The organism is Rhodococcus sp. 4CII (genome assembly GCF_014256275.1).
In the GTDB taxonomy this organism is placed as follows: domain Bacteria; phylum Actinomycetota; class Actinomycetes; order Mycobacteriales; family Mycobacteriaceae; genus Rhodococcus_F; species Rhodococcus_F wratislaviensis_A.
Map to the genome: position 1 here is coordinate 5,655,946 of NZ_JACCFE010000002.1, position 21,407 is coordinate 5,677,352.

Sequence of the window (21,407 nt, forward strand, 5' to 3'; positions counted from 1 at the left end):
CCCGATGACAATCGCCAAGGGACGCGGTGACCGGACTCTGATGGCGGCACGCCGAGTCGGTCGTGCGCCACTGAACGTGCTCGACAAGGCCGGCGAGCAGATGTCGTTCTACGCCAGAGCCATTGCCTGGTCGCCGCACACACTCGTCCACTACCGCAAGGAAGTGCTCCGCCTCCTCGCCGAGGTGACATTCGGCAGCGGCGCGCTCGCCGTCATCGGCGGCACCATCGGTGTCATCGCGATGATGTCCGGCTTCACCGGTGTCGTCGTCGGTCTGCAGGGCTTCGCTGCGCTCGAACAGCTCGGCAGCTCGGTCCTCACCGGCTTCCTGTCCGCTTACGTGAACACCCGCGAGATCGCGCCGATCGTTGCGGCACTCGCACTCTCGGCCACCGTCGGTTGTGGTTTCACGGCGCAGCTCGGTGCCATGCGGATCTCGGAGGAGATCGACGCCCTGGAGGTCATGGCGGTGCCGAGTGTGCCGTTCCTCGTGACCACTCGCATGATCGCGGGATTCGTGGCCGTCATCCCGCTGTACATCGTCGGTCTGCTGGCGGCCTATCTTGCGTCCCGGGTCATCAGCACCGTGTTCAACGGGCAGTCGACCGGTTCGTACGACCACTACTTCAACTTGTTCCTGCCACCGCAGGACGTGCTGTATTCGTTTGCGAAAGTGCTGATCTTCGCGTTCGTACTCATCCTGATCCACTGCTACTACGGCTACCACGCGTCGGGTGGTCCCGCCGGTGTCGGTGTGGCCGTGGGTAGGGCGGTCCGCACCGCGATCGTCACCATCGCCGTTCTCGACTTCTTCCTGAGCCTCGCCATCTGGGGCACGACGACCACAGTGAGGGTGGCCGGATGAGCAACACGACATCTGTCGCGGGCCGACGGGTGCTGGGGCTTGTGTTCTTCCTGGTCCTCGCGCTGTTCCTGGCCTTCACCATCGGCATGTTCAACAAGACGTTCACCAAGGTCGTCAAGGTCGACCTCCTCACCGATACCGCGGGAAATGCCCTGCCGCCGAACGCGGACGTGAAGGTCCGCGGCCTCATCGTCGGCGAGGTGCGCTCGGCATCCACGTCGGAGGGCGAGGTCACCCTCGCGCTCGCGATCCAGCCGGACAAGGCGCCGCTGATCCCGTCCAACGCTACGGCGCGACTGCTGCCCAAGACGCTGTTCGGCGAACGGTATGTGTCGCTGATCGTTCCGGAGGGTGACACCGCCCCGCCGATCCAGGCCGGAGACACGCTGCGTCAGGACAAGAGCGGCAACGCCGTCGAGGTAGGTGAGGTTCTCGACGGGCTGCTGCCGCTGCTGCAGGCGATTCCGCCGCAGGATCTGGCGAACACCCTCGGTGCGCTGTCGCAGGGGTTGAGCGGCCGCGGCGCCGAACTCGGCCTCACGCTGGACCGGCTCGAGGAGATCTTCGGCGGATTGAATACCGAACTGCCCGCCATTCAGGAGGATCTGCGCGGTCTGGCCGATTTCTCGCAGACGTATTCGGAGGCGGCGCCGGAGCTGGTGAACGCCCTCGACAATCTGCGGACCACCGGAAACACGGTGGTGGAGAAGCAGGGTGAGATCTCCACGCTGCTCGCCTCGCTGACCGGAACCGCATCGAGCACCGCCGATCTGCTCCAGACCAACGCCGAGTCGATCGTCAGCATCGCCGCCGATTCGCGCGAGGCGCTGCAGATCCTGGGCCGCTACTCGCCGAGCTTCGGCTGCACGTTCGCGGGCTTCGCGAAGTCCGCACCCGTCGCCCGTGAGCTGCTGGCGCCGGACGATCCGTACCCGGGTGTGCGTGCCAGCGTGCAGTTCGTCAACCCGAAGGGCCGTTACGTGCCCAACCAGGACGAGCCGCGCCTGCTCGACAACCGCGGACCGGCGTGCTACGACAACGTCACCGCACCGGGCGGGAAGTTCCCGCAGTACCCGGGCGGGTCCTCCTACAACGACGGTGCCTACCAGGTGCCTTCGCGCAATCCCGGTCCGTCGACCATCGACTTCCTCCCGGCACCGGCCGGTGTTCCCGATCAGGTTCCGGGGTACGGAGCCCAGGTCACGCCCGCGAGTTACGCGGGTTCGAAGATGGAGCAGGACACGTTGGACGTCGTGTACGGCGAGGCCGGCGGCATGGCGCCGGAGGACGTGCCGAGCTGGACGACACTCGTCGGCGCGCCGACCATGAGGGGGACTGAGGTGAGCTTCAAGTGAGGGGCCTGACTGCACCACTGGTCAAGCTGATCGTGTTCGCCGTGGTCACGATCCTGGCGACCGGTCTGCTCGCCGCCACCATCGCCAATCTCGGCGGCGGCGGTGGCACCAAGTTCAACGCGATCTTCTCGGACGTCACCTCGCTCAACGAGGGCGACGAGGTGCGTATCGCCGGTGTGCGTGTGGGTCAGGTCGAGAAGATCTCGATCCACGACGACCGCGAGGCGGAGGTCCAGTTCTCGGTGTCGGAACGGGACTGGCTTCCGGCCAGCACCACCGCGACCATCCGCTTCCGGAACCTCGTGGGTCAGCGCTACATCGCGCTCGAACAGGGTGAGGGCCAGCAGGGGATGAAGATGAACGGCGGCGACACCATTCCGATGGAGCGGACCAAGCCTGCCGTCAACCTCACGACGCTGTTCGACGGTTTCCGCCCGCTGTTCCAGACTCTCAGCGCCGACGACGTGAACAAGCTGTCGTACCAGATCATCCAGGTGTTCCAGGGTGAATCGGGGACGATTACGGAACTCGTCAAGAACACGGCCAGCCTCACCAACACCGTCGCCGACAAGGACCGGGTGATCGGGGCGGTGATCAACAACCTCAACAGCGTGCTCGCCACGGTGAATCAGCGCGACGATCAGCTCGATTCGCTGATCGTCAACACCCAGCAGCTCGTCACGGGGTTGGCCGACGACCGGGGGACCGTCGGTTCGGCGGTGACATCCCTCGCCGGGCTCACCGACGCGACGGCCGATCTGCTCGAACCCACCCGCCCGTCCATCCAGGAATCCATCACGTCGCTGAACACGCTGGCGACGACGTTGAACCGTAACTCCGACACCGTCAACAGCGTCCTCCAGACGCTTCCGGTGAAGCTCGAAAAGCTCGGCCGGGCAGCCAGTTACGGATCCTGGTTCCAGTTCTACCTCTGTGGAGTCGACATCGTCGCAGGACCAGGCACCGCGCCCCAACTGAACCTGCCCACGGGCTTGCCCACCGTCAACCAGCCGCTGTATACGAACTCGGCCAAACGGTGCACACAGGACGGCCTACAGGAGTTGCAGACACGATGAGCAGACGTCGCAGCCCGGCAGTGGCTGGTGCCCTCGGCATTCTCGTGGTGCTGTTGGCCACCCTGTCGGCATTCTTCCTGGATTCGCTGCCGTTCATCGGCGCCGGGTCCACCTACCACGCCGAATTCACCGAGGCGGCCGGGCTCAAGCCCGACAACGAGGTACGTATCGCCGGTGTGAAGGTCGGCAAGGTCACGTCGGTCGAACTCGACGGCGACCACGTCGACGTCGCGTTCAAGGTGTCGGATGCGTGGGTCGGCGACGAGACGTCGGCATCCATTCAGATCAAGACGATCCTGGGCCAGAAGTATCTGGCCCTCGACCCCCGCGGCTCCGACACGCTGAACCCGAGCGACGCGATCCCGTTGGACCGCACCACGTCTCCGTACGACGTGATCGAAGCGTTCTCCGCTGCTGCGGAGACGGTCGGAGACATCGACTCCGACCAGCTCGCGCAGAGCATAGTCACGCTGTCGCAGGCGTTCGAGGGAACGCCCACGGAGATCCGCGCGTCCCTGGACGGCGTCAGCAGGTTGTCGCAGACCATCGCCAGCCGCGACCAGGAACTGCAGAAGTTGTTCGACGCGACCGGCAAGACGACCAAGGTCCTCGCCGACCGCAACGCCGAATTCAACCGGTTGATCAGCGACGCCGGCCTGCTGCTCGGTGAGCTCAACAGCCGTCAGCAGTCGATTTCCCAGTTGCTCACCGGAACACAGCGCCTGTCGCAGCAACTGACCGGACTCGTGCACGACAACGAGGCCGCCATCGGTCCCGCGCTCGAGCAGCTCGACGGCGTCGTCGAGATCCTGAAGGCCAATAACGAGAACTTGGACAAGGCGATGAAACTGTACGAGCCCTTCGTCCGCCTCTACACGAACGTGGTCGGTAACGGTCGTTGGTTCGACCAGGTCGTGGTGAACCTCCTGCCGCCCGGTCTGCCCGACATTCCCGGTCCGCGCGAACCCGTCCGCACGTTGGGGGGTAACTGATGGCAGACGTCGAGAACGGAGCCGACCGCGGAGGACGCGGCGGTGTCGCCCTCATCGTAGGAATCGTCATCGTCGCGCTGGTGATCGCCGGCGCGCTGTGGTGGGTGTTCACCCGGGCAGGCACCACCAAGATCACCGCGTACTTCGACAAGTCGGTGGGCATCTACGAGGGCTCCGATGTGCGGGTCCTCGGTGTGAAGGTCGGATCGGTCGACGGGGTGGAGCCGCAGGGCGATCAGGTGAAGGTCGACATGCGCGTCGATCGCGGCGTCGACATTCCCGCCGACGCGAAAGCTGCTCAGGTCACGCCGTCGGTGGTGTCCGACCGCTACATCCAGCTCGCGCCCGCGTACACGGGAGGCGACACGATGCAGAGCGGTGCCGTGATCTCGCGGGACCGCACTGCGACTCCCGTCGAGGTCGACCAGTTGTACGCGAGCATCGAGAAGCTCTCGACCGCACTCGGTCCGAACGGGGCGAACAAGGACGGCGCGCTGTCCCAGTTCGTCGAGACCGGCGCCGCCAACCTCGATGGCAACGGTGAAGCGCTGGGGCAGAGCATCACCCAGCTCTCCGACGCCGCCCGCACCCTCAACGAGAGTCGCGGCGACCTGTTCGACACCGTCAAGAACCTCCAGGTCTTCGTGGGCGCGCTGGCGGCCAACGATCAGCAGGTCCGTGACTTCAACTCGCAGCTCTCCGATCTGTCCGGGTTCCTGGCGGGGGAGCGGGAGAACCTCGGCGCCGCCCTCAACCAGCTCGCGATCGCACTCGGCGACGTCTCGAAGTTCGTGGCGGACAACAGGGACATCCTCGCCGAGAACGTGAACGATCTGGTTCCGGTGACGCAGACCCTCGCCGACAACCGTGAGTCGCTCGTCAACTCGCTGACGCTGCTCCCGCTGGCGATCAGCAACCTGGCCAACTCGTACGACGCGGAGTCGGGCAACCTGGCGTCGCGCCTGGCGTTCCCGGATCTGCAGGATCCGGCGGGCGTGGTCTGCAAGTTGATCGACCTCGGCAAGCTGGTTCCCGGCGACCCGCGTTTCGAGCAACTCGGGCGTCAGATGCAGCCACTGATCGACAACTGCACCGCCGTCACGTCCCAGATCACGCAGTCGGCGAAGTCTCCGTCGCTCGTGCTTCCGTTCGGGATCATGAGTGCGGACAACATTCAGCGGACGGTCACGCCCGGCACGGTGCCGGGTGTCGTGTCGCCGCGATTCGAGAGCGCAACGGGTGGTGAGGGCGAATGAAGCGGTCGGTAATCCTCGGCGCCGGCGCGTGCGCCGTCGCCATCGCGGTGAGTTCCTGCTCGTCGGAGGGAATCTACGGAGTTCCCCTCCCCGGCGGGCCGGACGTCGGCAACGATCCGATGCACCTGACGATCCAATTCGACGACGTCCTCGACCTCGTTCCGCAGTCCGCCGTCAAGGTCGACGGTGTTCCCGTGGGCCGGGTCGAATCCATCAAGGTGGCGCCGGACGGCTGGACGGCCGACGTGGAGGTAATCCTCGACTCGTCCGTCGACCTCGCGGCCAATGCGGTCGCCGCCATCCAGCAGACCAACCTGCTCGGTGAGAAGTTCGTCCAGCTGTCCGAGCCGCCGGAGAACAAGGATCCCGCGCGGCTCGAGAACGGCGACACGATCCCGCTGGATCGCACGCGCCACGCCACCGAGATCGAGCAGGTGCTCGGCGCGTTGTCACTGCTGCTCAACGGTGGCGGTGTCGGACAGTTGCAGCCGATCGTGCACGAACTGACCACTGCCCTCGACGGCCGCGAGGATCGGGTCCGGGGACTTCTCGAGCAGACGAACACGCTCATCGACGGACTCAACCAGCAGCGCGACGACATCACCCGGGCCCTGGACGGACTCGACGCGTTGACCACCCGAGTGGACGAACAGAACGAGAAGATCGGGCTGATCCTCGATCAGCTTCCCATCGCCACCGAAGTGCTCAACCAGCAGCGCCCGCAGCTCACTCAGATGCTGACGCAACTGGACCGGCTCGGCACCGTCGGAACCGACGTGATCAACAGGTCGAAGAACGATCTGATCGCAGATCTCCTCGCGCTGCGGCCGACGCTCAAGGCGCTCGCCGACTCCGGCGACAACCTGCCCAATTCGCTCGCGTTCATCCCGACCGTCCCGTTCCCGGACGGTGTGGAGAAGATCGCCCTCGGCGGATCGGTCAACCTGTTCCTCTCGGTCGACCTGCAGATCGGCGACGCACTGAGCGCGCTGGGCGTCGGTCAGGGCGACCCGGTGTACGTGCCGCCGAAGTTCGGTGAACCCAAGCCGATCGTGGACCCGTCGAACCCGTACTACAACGGCAACGGGCCGAAGCCGGGCTGGCCCACGGTGTCGCTGCTGCCGATTCCGCCGATCATCCCCGCCCCGACGGGTCTGCGGATCCCGGGTCTTCCCGGGGCGGCGCCCGCGGCCGGCAACGGTGGCGCGGGGAACCGCACGACGGACGGCCAGGCGCCGTTGCCGCAGAACCCGCTCGGGGGACTGCTGGAGCAGTTCGGAATCGGGGGTGGACAGTGAGGTCACGGCTGGTCAGATTCCAGCTCGTCGCGTTCGCCGTCGTGGCGGTGCTCGGGCTGGTCTACGTCGGTGCCAAGTATGTTCGCCTCGACAACCTGCTCGGGTTCGGCGAGTACGCCGTGAACGCGCAGTTCAAGGACTCCGGCGGTATCTTCACCAACGCCGAGGTCACGTATCGCGGTGTGCCCGTCGGGCGTGTCGGCGACCTGTCGCTGACGGCGGACGGCATCAACGTCGAGTTGAAGATCTCGTCGGGCGGGCCCGACATTCCGGCGTCGGCCAAAGCCGTCGTCGCGAACCGGTCCGCGATCGGTGAGCAGTACGTGGACCTGCAGCCCGACACCGACCAGGGGCCGTATCTGGAAGACGGCTCGGTGATCGGCGAGGCCGACACCTCCACACCGGTTCCGGTCGAGCAGGTGCTGATGGCCACCGACGGGTTGGTGAGGTCGGTTCCGGTCGACTCGCTGCGCACGGTCGTCACGCAATTGGGAACGGCGTTCAACGGCAAGGGCGAGGATCTGCAGACGCTCGCGGATTCTCTCTCGACGCTGACGAAGGACGGACTCGACGTCCTTCCGCAGACGCTGGCCCTCATCCGGGACAGCCAGACGGTGCTGGCGACACAATCCGATCAATCGTCGGCGATCGTCCAGTTCAGTTCGGACCTCGACGCGGTGGCAGCGCAGCTGCGCACCAGCGACCCGGACATCCGCTCCATCATCGACAGGGGAATTCCGGCGAGTGACGAGATCGGTCAACTGGTGAACGAGACCGGTCCGAGTCTCACCACCGACTTGACGAACCTTGCCGCGGTCGGCGACAAGCTGGCCCCGCAGGCAATCGCGCTGCGGCCGATCCTGATGTTCCTGCCTGCCATCGCGGCGTCCGCGTCGACCGTGGCACCGGGCGACGGCACCGTCCACCAGGGCATCGTCCTGGAGACCAACAATCCGCCGTCGTGCACACTGGGTTACGAAGGGACGCAGGAGATCCTCGCCGAGATGAAGCGGCAGAACCCGAATTTCGACGACACCCAGCAGGACTTCCCGTACAACACGAAGGCCAACTGCGACGCTCCCCAGGGAAGCGTGACGGGTGTTCGAAGTGCAGATCGCATCGTGTTCGCCGATCCGGACACGATCCAACCGTGGGATTTCAAGCCGAAGGTCATGCCTGACACTCTCAACTTGAATCCCATCGCAACGCAGCTCGCGCCGCTCCTCGGGGTTACTCCCAAGTAGCATTCGGTTCTCACCGAGGGCGGGTAGAAGAAAACAATCAGTAGGGTATTGGTGTGACGCGAATTACCACGCCCCCGGAGTCGGGACAACCGGCTCCGGGGAAGGACAGAACGTTGAAGGCCTCGTTTGCTGCGGTGACCGCACTGGTGGTGATCGCGGTTGTCGCAGCCGGATGGTTCGGCTTCGGGTGGGCGCGTGCTCTCTTCGTGGACAAGCCGATCGCCGACGCGCGCGACTCCGCGCTGGCGGGCGCCCAGCAGGCCGCGATCAACCTCAATTCGGTCGATTCCGCGGACCTCGACGGATCCTTCGAGAATATGAAGTCGTCCATCACGGGCGACAAGATGAACCAGGATCTGCAGTCGACGATGGACGGGTTCACCGACCAGATGCGTCAGTCGAGGGCGGCGAGCAAGGCCGAATTGATCCAGGGCACCCTCACCGAATTGAACACCGACGACGGCACCGCCAAGGCGCTGGTCGTCGTGGCTGTCACCACCACCTGGCCGGATCGCTTCGACAAGGCCAAGGTGACGATGCGGATGGACGTCGAGGACGTGGACGGGGTCTGGAAGGCGTCGTCGGTGGAACCGGTGGGCGGACGTATTCCGCTCGAGAACGGTCCGGTACCCGCCGCCGGCGCTGCCCCCGCTCCCACAGACCAGGCGCCGGCTCCCGCCGAGCAGGCGCCGGCCCCCGAGGGCGACAGCGGCGGCCAGTAGTTCCGATGTGCCACAGCGGCGTGCCGCTGTGGTGTCCACGTCGACGACAGCTCGTCGTGCAATGAGAAAGTGGTGAATTATGCCCCCCAAGCGCCGCAACAACGTGCCGGACAGCGCTGCAAAGGGCAGGCGTCCGCGCGTGGCGGGGACCCGTCAGGTAACGCCGAAGCCGGAATCGACTTCGAAGCCGGACGTGGTGAAGAAGCCGGAAGCCCTCGAGAAGCTGGACGTGGTGGAGAAGCCGGACCTGGTGGAGAAGCCGGACCTGGTGAAGAAGCCGGACCTCGTGAAGAAGCCTACGCCGGGCGAGAAGTCGGCCCCGGTGGCGAAGGAGGCGGCGGCGACCGCGGCAGCGACCGCGACCACGACCACGACCGACACCGCGAAGGCGTCGGCGGGTAAGGCGAAGGTCCCGAACCTTCAGCCCCGCATAGGCAAGCAGCAGGCACCGCCCGTCGCCGAGGCCGGCGCGGCCGGCGAAACCGGTCGGATCACCTGGAAGCTCGTCGGGATCCTCGGCGCCGTGGCGGTGGTGCTCGGTGTGTTCGCGGTCGTCGCGGCGTTCAAGCCCGGCGCGCACATCACGAACACCGCCTGGGTCGACGCGGGAGCGACCGCCGAGGTGACGAAGGCGGGGACCGAGGCGATCGAGACGCTGTACACCTACAGCTACGAGACCATCGATCAGGACTTCGACAAGGCGCGTGGCTATCTCAACGATGCCAAGCGTGCCGAGTTCGACTCCACCGCGGATACCACCAAACAAGCTGCGATCCAGACGAAGACGGCCACCCAGGCCTCCGTCACGGACATCGGGGTCACGGTGCTCGACGGCGACCGCGCCGAGCTTCTGGCGCACATGAACGTCAGCGCCACGGGTGATGCGGTCGCTCAGGGTAGTGCTGCCACCCCGCTGTCGATCAAGATGGAGAAGATCGACGGCAAGTGGGTGCTCTCCGACATCTCCGACAGCGAGGGCTGATTCGGACACCTGAAAGGTATTGTGCCCGAACAAGAATCACGATTGAGCGGGAATCTGTTGCCGCGGTGACCGTTTCGGATCATCCGGTGAACCGGGGGTGGGTGTCTTGCGTGCCAGGAATCCCGGTGCCCACCAGTTGGCCTCGCCCATCAGCTTCACCAGGGCGGGAACCAGCATCATGCGGATGACGGTGGCGTCGATGAGCAGCGCCACGATCATGCCGAGCCCGATGAACCGCATCATCGTCAGCTCCGAGAGCGTGAACGCACCGGTGACGACGATCAGCAGCGCGGCGGCCGCCGTCACGATGCGCCCCGTGTGTGCCGTGCCGATCCGGACGGCCTCCTCCGTCGACGCGCCCTGGTCGTGGGCCTCGACCATCCGGGACATCAGGAAGATCTCGTAGTCGGTGGAGAGTCCGAACACCACCGCGATGATCAGCACGACCATCGTCGCGGGCAGCGGCCCTGGCGTCACGCCGAGGAAACCGGCGCCGTGACCGTCCTCGAAGATCCACGTGAGCACGCCGAAGGACGCGGCGAGGCTGAGGGTGGCCATCGCGATCGCCTTCAGCGGCAGCACCACGGACCGGAACGCGAACAGCATCAGGGCGAAGGTGACCGCCACCATGATCCCGATCATCCACGGCAGTCGCGCGGCCATCGCGTCCAGTCCGTCGGAGGTCAGGGCGTTCAGCCCGCCCAGCATCTTCACGGTCCCTTCCGGGGGCGGGAGGTCGCGCAGTGCGGCGGTCGTCGCCATGGCCCCCGGCGTCCGGTCGGCGTCGTCGAAGATGGCCCGGATGGCGACGAACGTGCCGGTGGCCCCCACCGGGACCACCCGCTGGACGCCGTCGACCGCGGCGGTCGCCCGGAAGAACTCTGCCGTGGCGGCCGGGGGCGGGGCCTTGCCGTCGCTGCCCTGCAGGATCAGCGTTGCGCCGTTGTTGGCGAGCGGAAAGTCGGCGGCGAGATCCTCGACGGCCAGACGGAGCGGGTGAGCCGCGGGCAGCCCGGTGTGGTCGAGATCGCCCAGCGACGCGCCCGTGAGGGGTGCCGCGAGCACGAGCAGCCCCGCCACGATGCCCGACGCGATCGCGACGGGGCGCCGCATGACCCGGGCGGCGACGCCGCCCCAGAATCGGTGCGCCCGGTCTTCGCCGCGTTCGACCACGCCCGGTCGCCACGTCAGCGAATTGATGCGCGGCCCGAGCAGAGCGAGCGCCGCGGGCAATGCCGACAGCGACAGCACCGCCGCGATCCCGATGGCCGCCATCCCCCCGTAGGCGAAGGACCGGACGATGGCCTGGGGAAAGACGAGCATGCCCACGAATCCGCACACGAGGAGGAGGGCGGAGAACCCCACGGTCCGGCCGGCGGTGGCGAGCGTCCGCCGGACGGCGTCGTCCGGTCGGGCGCCCGACCGCAACTCCTCGCGGAACCGGGTCACGACGAACAGCCCGTAGTCGATGGACATGCCGAGACCGACGAGGCTCGCGATGTTCACCGAGAACGCGCTGACTTCGGTGAAGTACGAGATCACGCGCAGGGCGCCGAGTGCGCCGAGGATCGCGAGACCGCCGACGCACAGCGGGACCGCCGCGCCGACGAGGCCGCCGAAGATGACGAGCAGAAGTAGCAGCAGGAGCGGGAACGACACCGTCTCGGCGCGCAGCAGGTCGCGCTCGGACGCCTCGTTGAAGGCGTTGGCGGCCGCGCTGAAGCCGCTGAACTCCTGTTCCGTGCCATCGATGACCAGCAGGGGCCGGAGGTCGTGGTACGCGGCGATCCGAGTGTTCTCGTCGCCGTTCAGCGACAGCACCACCAGCCCTTCGGTGCCGTCGGTGGACCGCAGGAACTCCTTCGCCTGCGGCGGCGCCGACCAGTACGACAGGGGAGTGCCGGCGAGCGCTCCTGGGTCGATCTGCGCGAGGTGGGCGGCCACGTCGGGCCCGAGATCGTCGAGCGTCGCGCCCGGACGGGCGTGGTAGGTCACAGCCAGGTCGGGGGTCTGGCGTCCGAGCGTCCCCTCGATCAGGCGCTCGACGCGCGCGGACTCGCTGCCCGGGTCGGTGTATCCGCCCAGGCTCAGCCGGTCGAACACGCCCGAACCCCACGCCCCGCCGAGCAGCACCAGCAGCACCGTGACGGCGAGGACCAGCGTCGGGCGGGCGACGACGAACGAACTCCAGCGCGTCACGGCTCTGCTTCCCTCGAGAAATCGACTTCCGATCGCGTGCGCATATTGTTCACCGCCCGTCAGCGGGTGGGAAGGGGTGCCGGAAACGGCCCGTCGGCCGGGCGAAACGACACGACACGCCCCCTAACTCTTGACGCCGCGATGATCACGCGTCACTCTGATGCGTGAACATGCGCAGTGACGCGTGGCCGAGCGCCCGGCTGGGTGCTGTTTCGGGTGCCCGACTCGACATCTACTGAGTTTGGGTGTACTTTTGGACGTTGCGCTGGCTGCCTCCTGTCCACCTCTCGTCCGTACCGCTGCGAAGTGATCCACTCCTCAGCAACTGTGACGAGTTTCGTTCGGGTCGTGACCAGCGAAATTCGAAGCAGATACAGCGGCGGTCGCAACAGCAAGAGCGGCCCGCGTGAGGTGCTGGAAGGACGCATCTTGGCAGTCTCTAGCCAGACCAAGGCAGTTTCCGGAATCCCCGGAGCCCCGAAGAGGGTTTCGTTCGCAAAGATTCGCGAACCCCTCGAAGTTCCCGGGCTTCTTGATCTACAAACCGATTCGTTCGAGTGGTTGATCGGTGCGCAGAGCTGGCGCGAGCGCGCCGCCGCTCGTGGCGACAGCGCAATCTCCGGCGGTCTCGAGGACATTCTCGCGGAGCTTTCCCCGATCGAGGATTTCTCGGGCTCGATGTCTCTGTCCTTCTCGGACCCGCGCTTCGACGAGGTGAAGGCCTCGACGGACGAGTGCAAAGACAAGGACATGACCTACGCGGCGCCGTTGTTCGTCACCGCGGAGTTCATCAACAACAACACCGGTGAGATCAAGAGCCAGACGGTCTTCATGGGCGACTTCCCGATGATGACCGACAAGGGCACGTTCATCATCAACGGCACCGAGCGTGTCGTGGTCTCGCAGCTGGTGCGTTCCCCCGGCGTCTACTTCGACCACTCCGTCGACAAGGGCACCGAGAAGGACCTGCACAGCGTCAAGGTCATCCCCGGCCGTGGTGCATGGCTCGAGTTCGACGTCGACAAGCGCGACACGGTCGGCGTCCGCATCGACCGCAAGCGCCGCCAGCCCGTCACCGTGCTGCTGAAGGCCCTCGGCTGGACCACCGAGCAGATCACCGAGCGCTTCGGCTTCTCGGAGATCCTCATGGCGACCCTCGAGAAGGACAACACCGCCGGCACCGACGAGGCGCTGCTCGACATCTACCGCAAGCTGCGTCCGGGCGAGCCGCCCACCAAGGAAAGCGCGCAGACGCTCCTGGAGAACCTGTTCTTCAAGGACAAGCGCTACGACCTGGCTCGCGTGGGTCGCTACAAGATCAACAAGAAGCTGGGCCTGAACACCGGGCAGCCGATCGTCGCGTCGACCCTCACCGAGGAAGACATCGTCGCCACCATCGAGTACCTGGTGCGCCTGCACGCCGGTGACACCGAGATGACCGCCCCCGGCGGCGTCGCGGTGCCCGTCGAGGTCGACGACATCGACCACTTCGGCAACCGTCGTCTGCGCACGGTCGGTGAGCTCATCCAGAACCAGATCCGCGTGGGCCTGTCCCGCATGGAGCGCGTGGTTCGCGAGCGCATGACCACCCAGGACGTCGAGGCGATCACGCCGCAGACGCTGATCAACATCCGGCCCGTCGTCGCCGCGATCAAGGAGTTCTTCGGAACCTCCCAGCTGTCGCAGTTCATGGACCAGAACAACCCGCTGTCGGGGCTGACGCACAAGCGTCGTCTGTCCGCTCTCGGCCCGGGTGGTCTGTCCCGTGAGCGCGCCGGCCTGGAGGTGCGAGACGTTCACCCGTCGCACTACGGCCGCATGTGCCCGATCGAGACCCCTGAAGGCCCGAACATCGGCCTGATCGGTTCGCTGTCGGTGTACGCCCGGGTCAACCCGTTCGGCTTCATCGAGACGCCGTACCGCAAGGTCGAGAACGGCCAGGTCACCGACCAGGTCGACTACCTCACCGCGGACGAAGAGGACCGCCACGTCGTCGCCCAGGCCAACTCGGCCGTCGACGCCAACGGCCACTTCACCGACGATCGCATTCTGGTCCGTCGTAAGGGTGGCGAGGTCGAGTTCGTCTCGTCCGCCGAGATCGACTACATGGACGTCTCGCCGCGGCAGATGGTGTCCGTCGCGACCGCGATGATCCCGTTCCTCGAGCACGACGACGCCAACCGTGCCCTGATGGGCGCGAACATGCAGCGTCAGGCGGTGCCGCTCGTTCGCAGCGAGGCTCCGCTGGTCGGTACCGGCATGGAGTTGCGTGCCGCCGTCGACGCGGGCGACGTCATCGTCACCGAGAAGACCGGTGTCGTGGAAGAGGTCTCCGCCGACTACGTCACGGTCATGGCCGACGACGGTAGCCGCAAGACCTACCGGATGCGCAAGTTCGCGCGTTCGAACCAGGGCACCTGCGCCAACCAGCGTCCCATCGTGGACGAGGGACAGCGTGTCGAGTCCGGACAGGTCCTCGCCGACGGCCCCTGCACCGAGAACGGTGAGATGGCGCTCGGCAAGAACCTGCTCGTCGCGATCATGCCGTGGGAAGGCCACAACTACGAGGACGCGATCATCCTGTCGCAGCGCCTCGTGGAAGAGGACGTCCTGACCTCGATCCACATCGAGGAGCACGAGATCGATGCCCGCGACACCAAGCTCGGTGCCGAGGAGATCACTCGCGACATCCCGAACGTCTCCGACGAGGTCCTCGCCGACCTCGACGAGCGCGGCATCATCCGTATCGGTGCCGAGGTTCGTGACGGTGACGTGCTGGTCGGAAAGGTCACGCCGAAGGGCGAGACCGAGCTGACCCCCGAGGAGCGCCTGCTGCGCGCCATCTTCGGTGAGAAGGCCCGCGAGGTTCGTGACACGTCGCTGAAGGTTCCCCACGGTGAGACCGGCAAGGTCATCGGCATCCGCGTGTTCTCGCGCGACGACGACGACGATCTGCCCCCCGGTGTCAACGAGCTGGTCCGTGTCTACGTGGCTCAGAAGCGCAAGATCCAGGACGGCGACAAGCTCGCCGGCCGCCACGGCAACAAGGGCGTCATCGGCAAGATCCTCCCGCAGGAGGACATGCCGTTCCTGCCCGACGGCACCCCGATCGACATCATCCTGAACACCCACGGTGTTCCGCGTCGTATGAACATCGGCCAGATCCTGGAGACCCACCTCGGGTGGATCGGCAAGACCGGCTGGAACGTTCAGATCGCCGGCGACGGCTCCCGTCCCGATTGGGCGGAGCAGTTGCCGGAGGAGATGCTGTCGGCGCCTTCCGACTCCAACATCGCCACCCCCGTGTTCGACGGCGCCAAGGAGGACGAGCTCACCGGTCTCCTCGGTTCGACGCTGCCGAACCGCGACGGCGAGGTCATGGTCGCGTCCGACGGAAAGGCCACGTTGTTCGACGGCCGTTCCGGCGAGCCGTTCCCGTACCCGGTCTCGGTCGGCTACATGTACATCATCAAGCTGCACCACCTGGTCGACGACAAGATCCACGCTCGTTCGACCGGTCCGTACTCGATGATCACCCAGCAGCCGCTCGGCGGTAAGGCCCAGTTCGGTGGCCAGCGCTTCGGTGAGATGGAGTGCTGGGCGATGCAGGCCTACGGCGCGGCATACACGCTGCAGGAACTGCTCACCATCAAGTCGGACGACGTGGTGGGTCGAGTCAAGGTGTACGAGGCCATCGTCAAGGGCGAGAACATCCCCGAGCCGGGCATCCCCGAGTCGTTCAAGGTGCTCTTGAAGGAGCTCCAGTCGCTCTGCCTCAACGTGGAGGTGCTGTCCTCGGACGGCGCGGCCATCGCGATGGCCGACGGCGACGACGAGGACCTGGAGCGGGCCGCTGCGAACCTGGGCATCAACCTGTCCCGGAACGAAGCGGCGACGGTCGACGACCTCGCGAACTAGTTTTCGGTCCCCGGGTCACGGAAATCTGTGACCCGGGGGCGTAGTTCACATTTGAATTGGCAGTCAGGAATCGGCGGGCGACCGTTGATCCACAATCCCTCTGGGGAAAGGAAGTTACGTGCTCGACGTCAACTTCTTCGATGAACTCCGCATTGGCCTCGCCAGTGCAGAGGACATCCGCAATTGGTCCTACGGCGAGGTCAAGAAGCCGGAGACCATCAACTACCGCACCCTCAAGCCCGAGAAGGACGGCCTCTTCTGCGAGAAGATCTTCGGCCCCACCCGGGACTGGGAGTGCTACTGCGGTAAGTACAAGCGTGTCCGCTTCAAGGGCATCATCTGTGAGCGCTGCGGCGTCGAGGTGACTCGCGCCAAGGTGCGCCGTGAGCGCATGGGCCACATCGAACTGGCCGCACCGGTCACGCACATCTGGTACTTCAAGGGCGTGCCCAGCCGTCTCGGCTACCTGCTCGACCTGGCGCCGAAGGATCTCGAAAAGATCATCTACTTCGCCGCGTACGTCATCGTCGGTGTCGACGAGGAACTGCGTCACAACGAGCTGTCCACGCTCGAAGCCGAGATGCAGGTCGAGAAGAAGGCCGTCGCCGACCAGCGCGACGCCGACCTCGAGGCCCGCGCTCAGAAGCTCGAAGCCGACATCGCCGAGCTGGAGGCGGAGGGCGCGAAGTCCGACGTCCGCCGCAAGGTCAAGGACGGCGGCGAGCGCGAGATGCGTCAGCTCCGTGACCGCGCGCAGCGTGAGCTGGATCGTCTCGACGAGATCTGGACCACGTTCACCAAGCTCAGCGTCAAGCAGCTCATCGTCGACGAACTGCTGTACCGCGAGCTCGTCGACCGCTACGGCGAGTACTTCACGGGCGCCATGGGTGCCGAGTCGATCCAGAAGCTCATGGAGAGCTTCGACATCGACGCCGAGGCCGAAAACCTCCGCGAGACCATCCGCAGCGGCAAGGGGCAGAAGAAGCTCCGCGCGCTGAAGCGTCTCAAGGTCGTCGCCGCCTTCCAGGCCAACCAGAACTCGCCGATGGGCATGGTTCTCAACGCCGTCCCGGTGATCCCGCCGGAGCTGCGTCCGATGGTTCAGCTCGACGGTGGCCGCTTCGCCACCTCCGACCTGAACGACCTGTACCGCCGCGTGATCAACCGCAACAACCGCCTCAAGCGACTGATCGACCTCGGTGCCCCCGAGATCATCGTCAACAACGAGAAGCGGATGCTGCAGGAGTCCGTGGATGCGCTGTTCGACAACGGCCGTCGTGGCCGTCCCGTCACGGGTCCCGGTAACCGTCCGCTGAAGTCCCTGAGCGATTTGCTCAAGGGCAAGCAGGGTCGTTTCCGTCAGAACCTGCTCGGTAAGCGCGTCGACTACTCGGGTCGTTCCGTCATCGTCGTCGGCCCGCAGCTCAAGCTGCACCAGTGCGGTCTGCCGAAGCTGATGGCGCTCGAGCTGTTCAAGCCGTTCGTGATGAAGCGCCTGGTCGACCTGAACCACGCGCAGAACATCAAGTCCGCCAAGCGCATGGTGGAACGTCAGCGCGCACAGGTGTGGGACGTCCTCGAAGAGGTCATCGCCGAGCACCCGGTGCTGCTGAACCGTGCGCCGACGCTGCACCGCCTGGGCATCCAGGCCTTCGAGCCGCAGCTGGTCGAGGGCAAGGCCATTCAGCTCCACCCGCTGGTGTGTGAGGCCTTCAACGCCGACTTCGACGGTGACCAGATGGCCGTGCACCTCCCGCTGTCCGCGGAGGCGCAGGCCGAGGCTCGCATCCTGATGCTGTCGTCGAACAACATCCTGTCGCCCGCGTCGGGTCGACCGCTCGCCATGCCCCGTCTGGACATGGTCACCGGTCTGTACCACCTGACCCGGCTGGACGAGGGTGCCACCGGCGAGCTCGAGGCGTCGACGAACGACGAGGCGGAGCAGGGCGTGTACTCCTCGCCGGCCGAGGCTCAGATGGCCGTCGATCGTGGCGCGCTCGTCGTGCAGGCGAAGATCAAGGTGCGGCTCACGCAGCAGCGCCCGCCCCGTGACATCGAGGCGGAGCTGTTCCCCGAAGGCTGGAACTACGGTGACGGCTGGACGGCGGAGACGACGCTGGGTCGCGTGCTCTTCAACGAGCTGCTGCCCGCGGACTACCCGTTCGTCAACGAGCAGATGCCGAAGAAGCGTCAGGCGACGATCATCAACGATCTCGCCGAGCGCTACCCCATGATCGTGGTCGCGCAGACCGTCGACAAGCTGAAGGACGCCGGGTTCTACTGGGCCACGCGTTCGGGTGTCACGGTCTCCATCTCCGACGTCCTCGTGCCGCCGGAGAAGGCTCAGATCATGGAGTCCTTCGAGGCTCAGGCTGATCAGATCGAGAAGAAGTACCAGCGTGGTGCCCTGAACAAGACCGAGCGCAACAGCGCCCTGGTCAAGATCTGGTCCGAGGCCACCGACGAGGTCGGTAAGGCCATGGAGGCCCACTTCCCCGACGACAACCCGATCCCGATGATCGTGAAGTCCGGCGCCGCCGGCAACATGACTCAGGTTCGCTCGCTCGCCGGCATGAAGGGTCTGGTCACCAACCCGAAGGGTGAATTCATCCCGCGTCCGATCAAGTCTTCCTTCAAGGAAGGCCTGACCGTTCTCGAGTACTTCATCAACACGCACGGTGCCCGTAAGGGTCTGGCCGATACCGCGCTCCGCACCGCCGACTCGGGTTACCTGACCCGACGTCTGGTGGACGTCTCGCAGGACGTCATCGTCCGCGAGGTCGACTGTGGAACCGAGCGCGGCATCATCACCACGATCGCCGAGAAGCTGGCCGACGGCTCGATGATCCGCGACGCGCACGTGGAGACCAGCACGTACGCCCGCACCCTGGCCGCCGACGCGGTCGACGAGAACGGCAACGTCATCGTCGAGCGTGGACACGACCTGGGCGACCCGGCCATCGACGCGCTGCTCGAGGCGGGCATCACGCAGGTCAAGGTCCGTTCGGTGCTCACCTGCACCACCGGCACCGGCGTCTGCGCCACCTGCTACGGCCGCTCCATGGCCACCGGCAAGCTCGTCGACATCGGTGAGGCCGTCGGTATCGTCGCCGCGCAGTCCATCGGTGAGCCCGGTACGCAGCTGACCATGCGTACGTTCCACCAGGGTGGTGTCGCCGGAGACGACATCACCGGTGGTCTGCCGCGTGTTCAGGAGCTGTTCGAGGCCCGCGTCCCCAAGGGCAAGGCCCCGATCGCCGACGTCAGCGGCCGTGTGCAGCTCGAGGACGGGGACCGCTTCTACAAGATCACCATCATCCCGGACGACGGTGGCGAAGAGGTTGTCTACGACAAGCTCTCGAAGCGTCAGCGTCTGCGTGTCTTCAAGCACGACGACGGCACCGAACGCCTCCTGGCCGACGGTGACCACGTCGAGGTCGGTCAGCAGCTCATGGAAGGTGCTGCCGATCCGCACGAGGTGCTGCGTGTCATGGGCCCCCGTCAGGTGCAGATCCACCTCGTCAACGAGGTCCAGGAGGTGTACCGGAGCCAGGGTGTGTCGATCCACGACAAGCACATCGAGGTCATCGTGCGCCAGATGCTGCGTCGCGTGACGATCATCGATTCGGGCGCCACGGAGTTCCTGCCCGGTTCGCTGACCGAGCGTGCCGACTTCGAGGCGGCCAACCGTCGGGTCGTAGCCGAGGGTGGCGAGCCGGCAGCCGGACGTCCGGTGCTGATGGGTATCACCAAGGCATCGCTGGCGACCGACTCGTGGCTGTCCGCGGCGTCGTTCCAGGAGACCACTCGCGTGCTGACCGATGCGGCGATCAACTGCCGCTCGGACAAGCTGATCGGTCTGAAGGAAAACGTGATCATCGGAAAGCTGATCCCTGCCGGTACCGGTATCAACCGTTACCGCAACATCCAGGTTCAGCCGACCGAAGAGGCCCGTGCTGCGGCGTACGCGGTTCCGTCGTACGACGACCAGTACTACAGCCCGGACGGCTTCGGCCAGAACACCGGTGCCGCGGTGCCGCTGGACGATTACGGTTTCAGCAACGATTACCGGTAGGCGCTCCGCGCCCGTGAGTGGTTGACGAGTCCCAGGACTCGTCGAGCACTCACCATCGGACGAAGGCCCCACCCCTCTCTCTTCGGGGGTGGGGCCTTCATCTGTTTTCCGCGTCTTGTCGGCGGATGTTCGCCGTTGCTAGCGTCGGAAGATGGCCCGGTCGAGGTTCGCCGTCGCACTCCTGGTCGCCGTCGTCGTGGGGGCCGCGACCTCCTGTTCGGCCTCGGACACCCCGCAGAGCGAGACGACGTCGCCGGCGGCGCCTGCCACGTCCACCGGTCCCGCCGTCCTCACACCGGTGGTCGCCGATGTGGTGGCGGCACCGATACCGGTGACCGGCAGCGACGGGCTCGTGCACCTGGCCTACGAATTGCGGCTGACGAACACCGGTTCGCAGCCCGCGACGATCGCCTCGTTCCAGGTGACGGGCGACGGACGAACCCTCGTGGACCTGAGCGGCGACGCGCTGATGCCCTGGTTCCAGGCGCTCGGCGGCGGCCCGAAGACCGGCACCGTCCTCGCCCCCGGACAGCAGGGGCTGGTGTGGATCGACGCGACGGTGAACAGGCCGGACGACGTACCCGGCAGCCTCGGACATGTCCTGACCGTGGACTTCCCGCAGGCGACGTCGCTGGTGCCTGGGCGGCTCACCGAGAACGTCGCGAACACGAAGGTCGACACCCGGGAGGCGGTCCGGATCCGCTCACCGCTCGACGGTCCACGCTGGCTCGACGGCACCGGGTGCTGCACGGTCAGCGCGCACCGTGCGGCCGTGCTGCCGATCAACGGCGAGATGCTGACTGCCGAGCGGTTCGCCATCGACTTCGTCCAACTCGACGAGCAGGGGCGGATCTTCGTCGGCGACAAGACTCAGCTGTCGAGCTACGAGTATTACGGCGCACCGGTGCGCGCCGTGTCGGACGGCAAGGTGATCGCGGTCGTGGGCGATCTGTCCGAACAGGTTCCGGGTGCCAGTCCGCAGGGACTGCCCCTCGACCAGTACGGCGGAAACCACGTCGTCCAGGACATCGGGAACGGGCGGTTCGCGTTCTACGCGCACCTGCAGCCCGGCAGCGTGGACGACATCAGCGTCGGCCAGGACCTCCGGGCGGGAGACCAGGTCGGGTTGCTGGGCAACAGCGGGAACACGGATGCGCCGCATCTACACTTCCACGTGATGGACGGTCCGGACCCCCTGGCGTCGAACGGGGTGCCGTTCGAGTTCGACAGCTTCCAACTCGACGCACGGATGACGGGGGACAGCGTCGACGCCGCCACTGCCGGTGCTCCCGTCGTCGACGAGCCCGGAGCGCAGACCGGTGAGCGTACCGACGCGATGCCGCTCTACCTCGACGTCGTGACCTTCCCGGGCGGCTGACTACCGGCGGCGCGACTATCCTCGACCACACCTGTCCGATATGCGTG

Annotated in this window: 13 protein-coding genes; 12 read left to right on the plus strand and 1 reads right to left on the minus strand. The window is 66.1% G+C overall.

Features of this window, described 5'->3' with window-relative positions:
• Window positions 1-4: 4 nt before the first annotated feature.
• The 9 genes from H0B43_RS26980 (at window position 5) to H0B43_RS27020 (ending at window position 9,790) form a co-directional block, all read left to right on the plus strand.
• A complete protein-coding gene (locus tag H0B43_RS26980) occupies window positions 5-865 on the plus strand; it encodes an ABC transporter permease (RefSeq protein WP_185725141.1) in 861 nt (286 codons plus the stop codon).
• On the plus strand, window positions 862-2,220 hold the full coding sequence (locus H0B43_RS26985) for an MCE family protein (RefSeq protein WP_185725140.1): 1,359 nt from the start codon (window positions 862-864) through the stop codon (window positions 2,218-2,220). Before H0B43_RS26980 ends, H0B43_RS26985 begins: the two co-directional genes overlap by 4 nt.
• Window positions 2,217-3,296: an MCE family protein gene (locus tag H0B43_RS26990; protein WP_185725139.1), complete on the plus strand. Its 1,080-nt coding sequence runs from the start codon at window positions 2,217-2,219 to the stop codon at window positions 3,294-3,296. Before H0B43_RS26985 ends, H0B43_RS26990 begins: the two co-directional genes overlap by 4 nt.
• Window positions 3,293-4,288: an MCE family protein gene (locus H0B43_RS26995; RefSeq protein ID WP_185725138.1), complete on the plus strand. Its 996-nt coding sequence runs from the start codon at window positions 3,293-3,295 to the stop codon at window positions 4,286-4,288. The genes H0B43_RS26990 and H0B43_RS26995 overlap by 4 nt, the downstream gene beginning before the upstream one ends.
• A complete protein-coding gene (locus H0B43_RS27000; RefSeq protein WP_185725137.1) occupies window positions 4,288-5,544 on the plus strand; it encodes an MCE family protein in 1,257 nt (418 codons plus the stop codon). The genes H0B43_RS26995 and H0B43_RS27000 overlap by 1 nt, the downstream gene beginning before the upstream one ends.
• Entirely contained in the window at window positions 5,541-6,842 is a 1,302-nt protein-coding gene (locus H0B43_RS27005; RefSeq protein ID WP_185725136.1) for an MCE family protein, read from the plus strand. Before H0B43_RS27000 ends, H0B43_RS27005 begins: the two co-directional genes overlap by 4 nt.
• Window positions 6,839-8,086, plus strand: coding sequence for an MCE family protein (locus H0B43_RS27010; RefSeq protein WP_185725135.1), 1,248 nt, complete (start codon window positions 6,839-6,841; stop codon window positions 8,084-8,086). Before H0B43_RS27005 ends, H0B43_RS27010 begins: the two co-directional genes overlap by 4 nt.
• A gap of 134 nt (window positions 8,087-8,220) precedes the next feature.
• Window positions 8,221-8,808, plus strand: a complete 588-nt coding sequence (locus H0B43_RS27015; RefSeq protein ID WP_185729784.1) for a hypothetical protein — start codon at window positions 8,221-8,223, stop codon at window positions 8,806-8,808.
• 79 nt (window positions 8,809-8,887) lie between these two features.
• A complete protein-coding gene (locus H0B43_RS27020; protein ID WP_185725134.1) occupies window positions 8,888-9,790 on the plus strand; it encodes a hypothetical protein in 903 nt (300 codons plus the stop codon).
• A gap of 36 nt (window positions 9,791-9,826) precedes the next feature.
• Here H0B43_RS27020 and H0B43_RS27025 read toward each other — a convergent pair whose 3' ends face one another.
• Window positions 9,827-11,989 carry an MMPL family transporter gene (locus tag H0B43_RS27025; protein ID WP_185725133.1) on the minus strand — a complete coding sequence of 721 codons (2,163 nt, stop codon included), beginning with the start codon at window positions 11,987-11,989 and terminating at the stop codon, window positions 9,827-9,829.
• 411 nt (window positions 11,990-12,400) lie between these two features.
• Here H0B43_RS27025 and H0B43_RS27030 point away from each other — a divergent pair, with 411 nt between their 5' ends.
• The 3 genes from H0B43_RS27030 to H0B43_RS27040 all read left to right on the plus strand — a co-directional run bounded on the left by H0B43_RS27030 (window position 12,401) and on the right by H0B43_RS27040 (window position 21,360).
• Window positions 12,401-15,907: a DNA-directed RNA polymerase subunit beta gene (locus H0B43_RS27030; RefSeq protein WP_185729783.1), complete on the plus strand. Its 3,507-nt coding sequence runs from the start codon at window positions 12,401-12,403 to the stop codon at window positions 15,905-15,907.
• Window positions 15,908-16,025: 118 nt separating this feature from the next.
• Window positions 16,026-19,982 (plus strand): DNA-directed RNA polymerase subunit beta', encoded by a 3,957-nt coding sequence (locus H0B43_RS27035; protein ID WP_185725132.1) that lies wholly within the window; start codon window positions 16,026-16,028, stop codon window positions 19,980-19,982.
• A gap of 151 nt (window positions 19,983-20,133) precedes the next feature.
• Entirely contained in the window at window positions 20,134-21,360 is a 1,227-nt protein-coding gene (locus tag H0B43_RS27040) for a M23 family metallopeptidase (protein WP_185725131.1), read from the plus strand.
• Window positions 21,361-21,407: the final 47 nt, after the last annotated feature.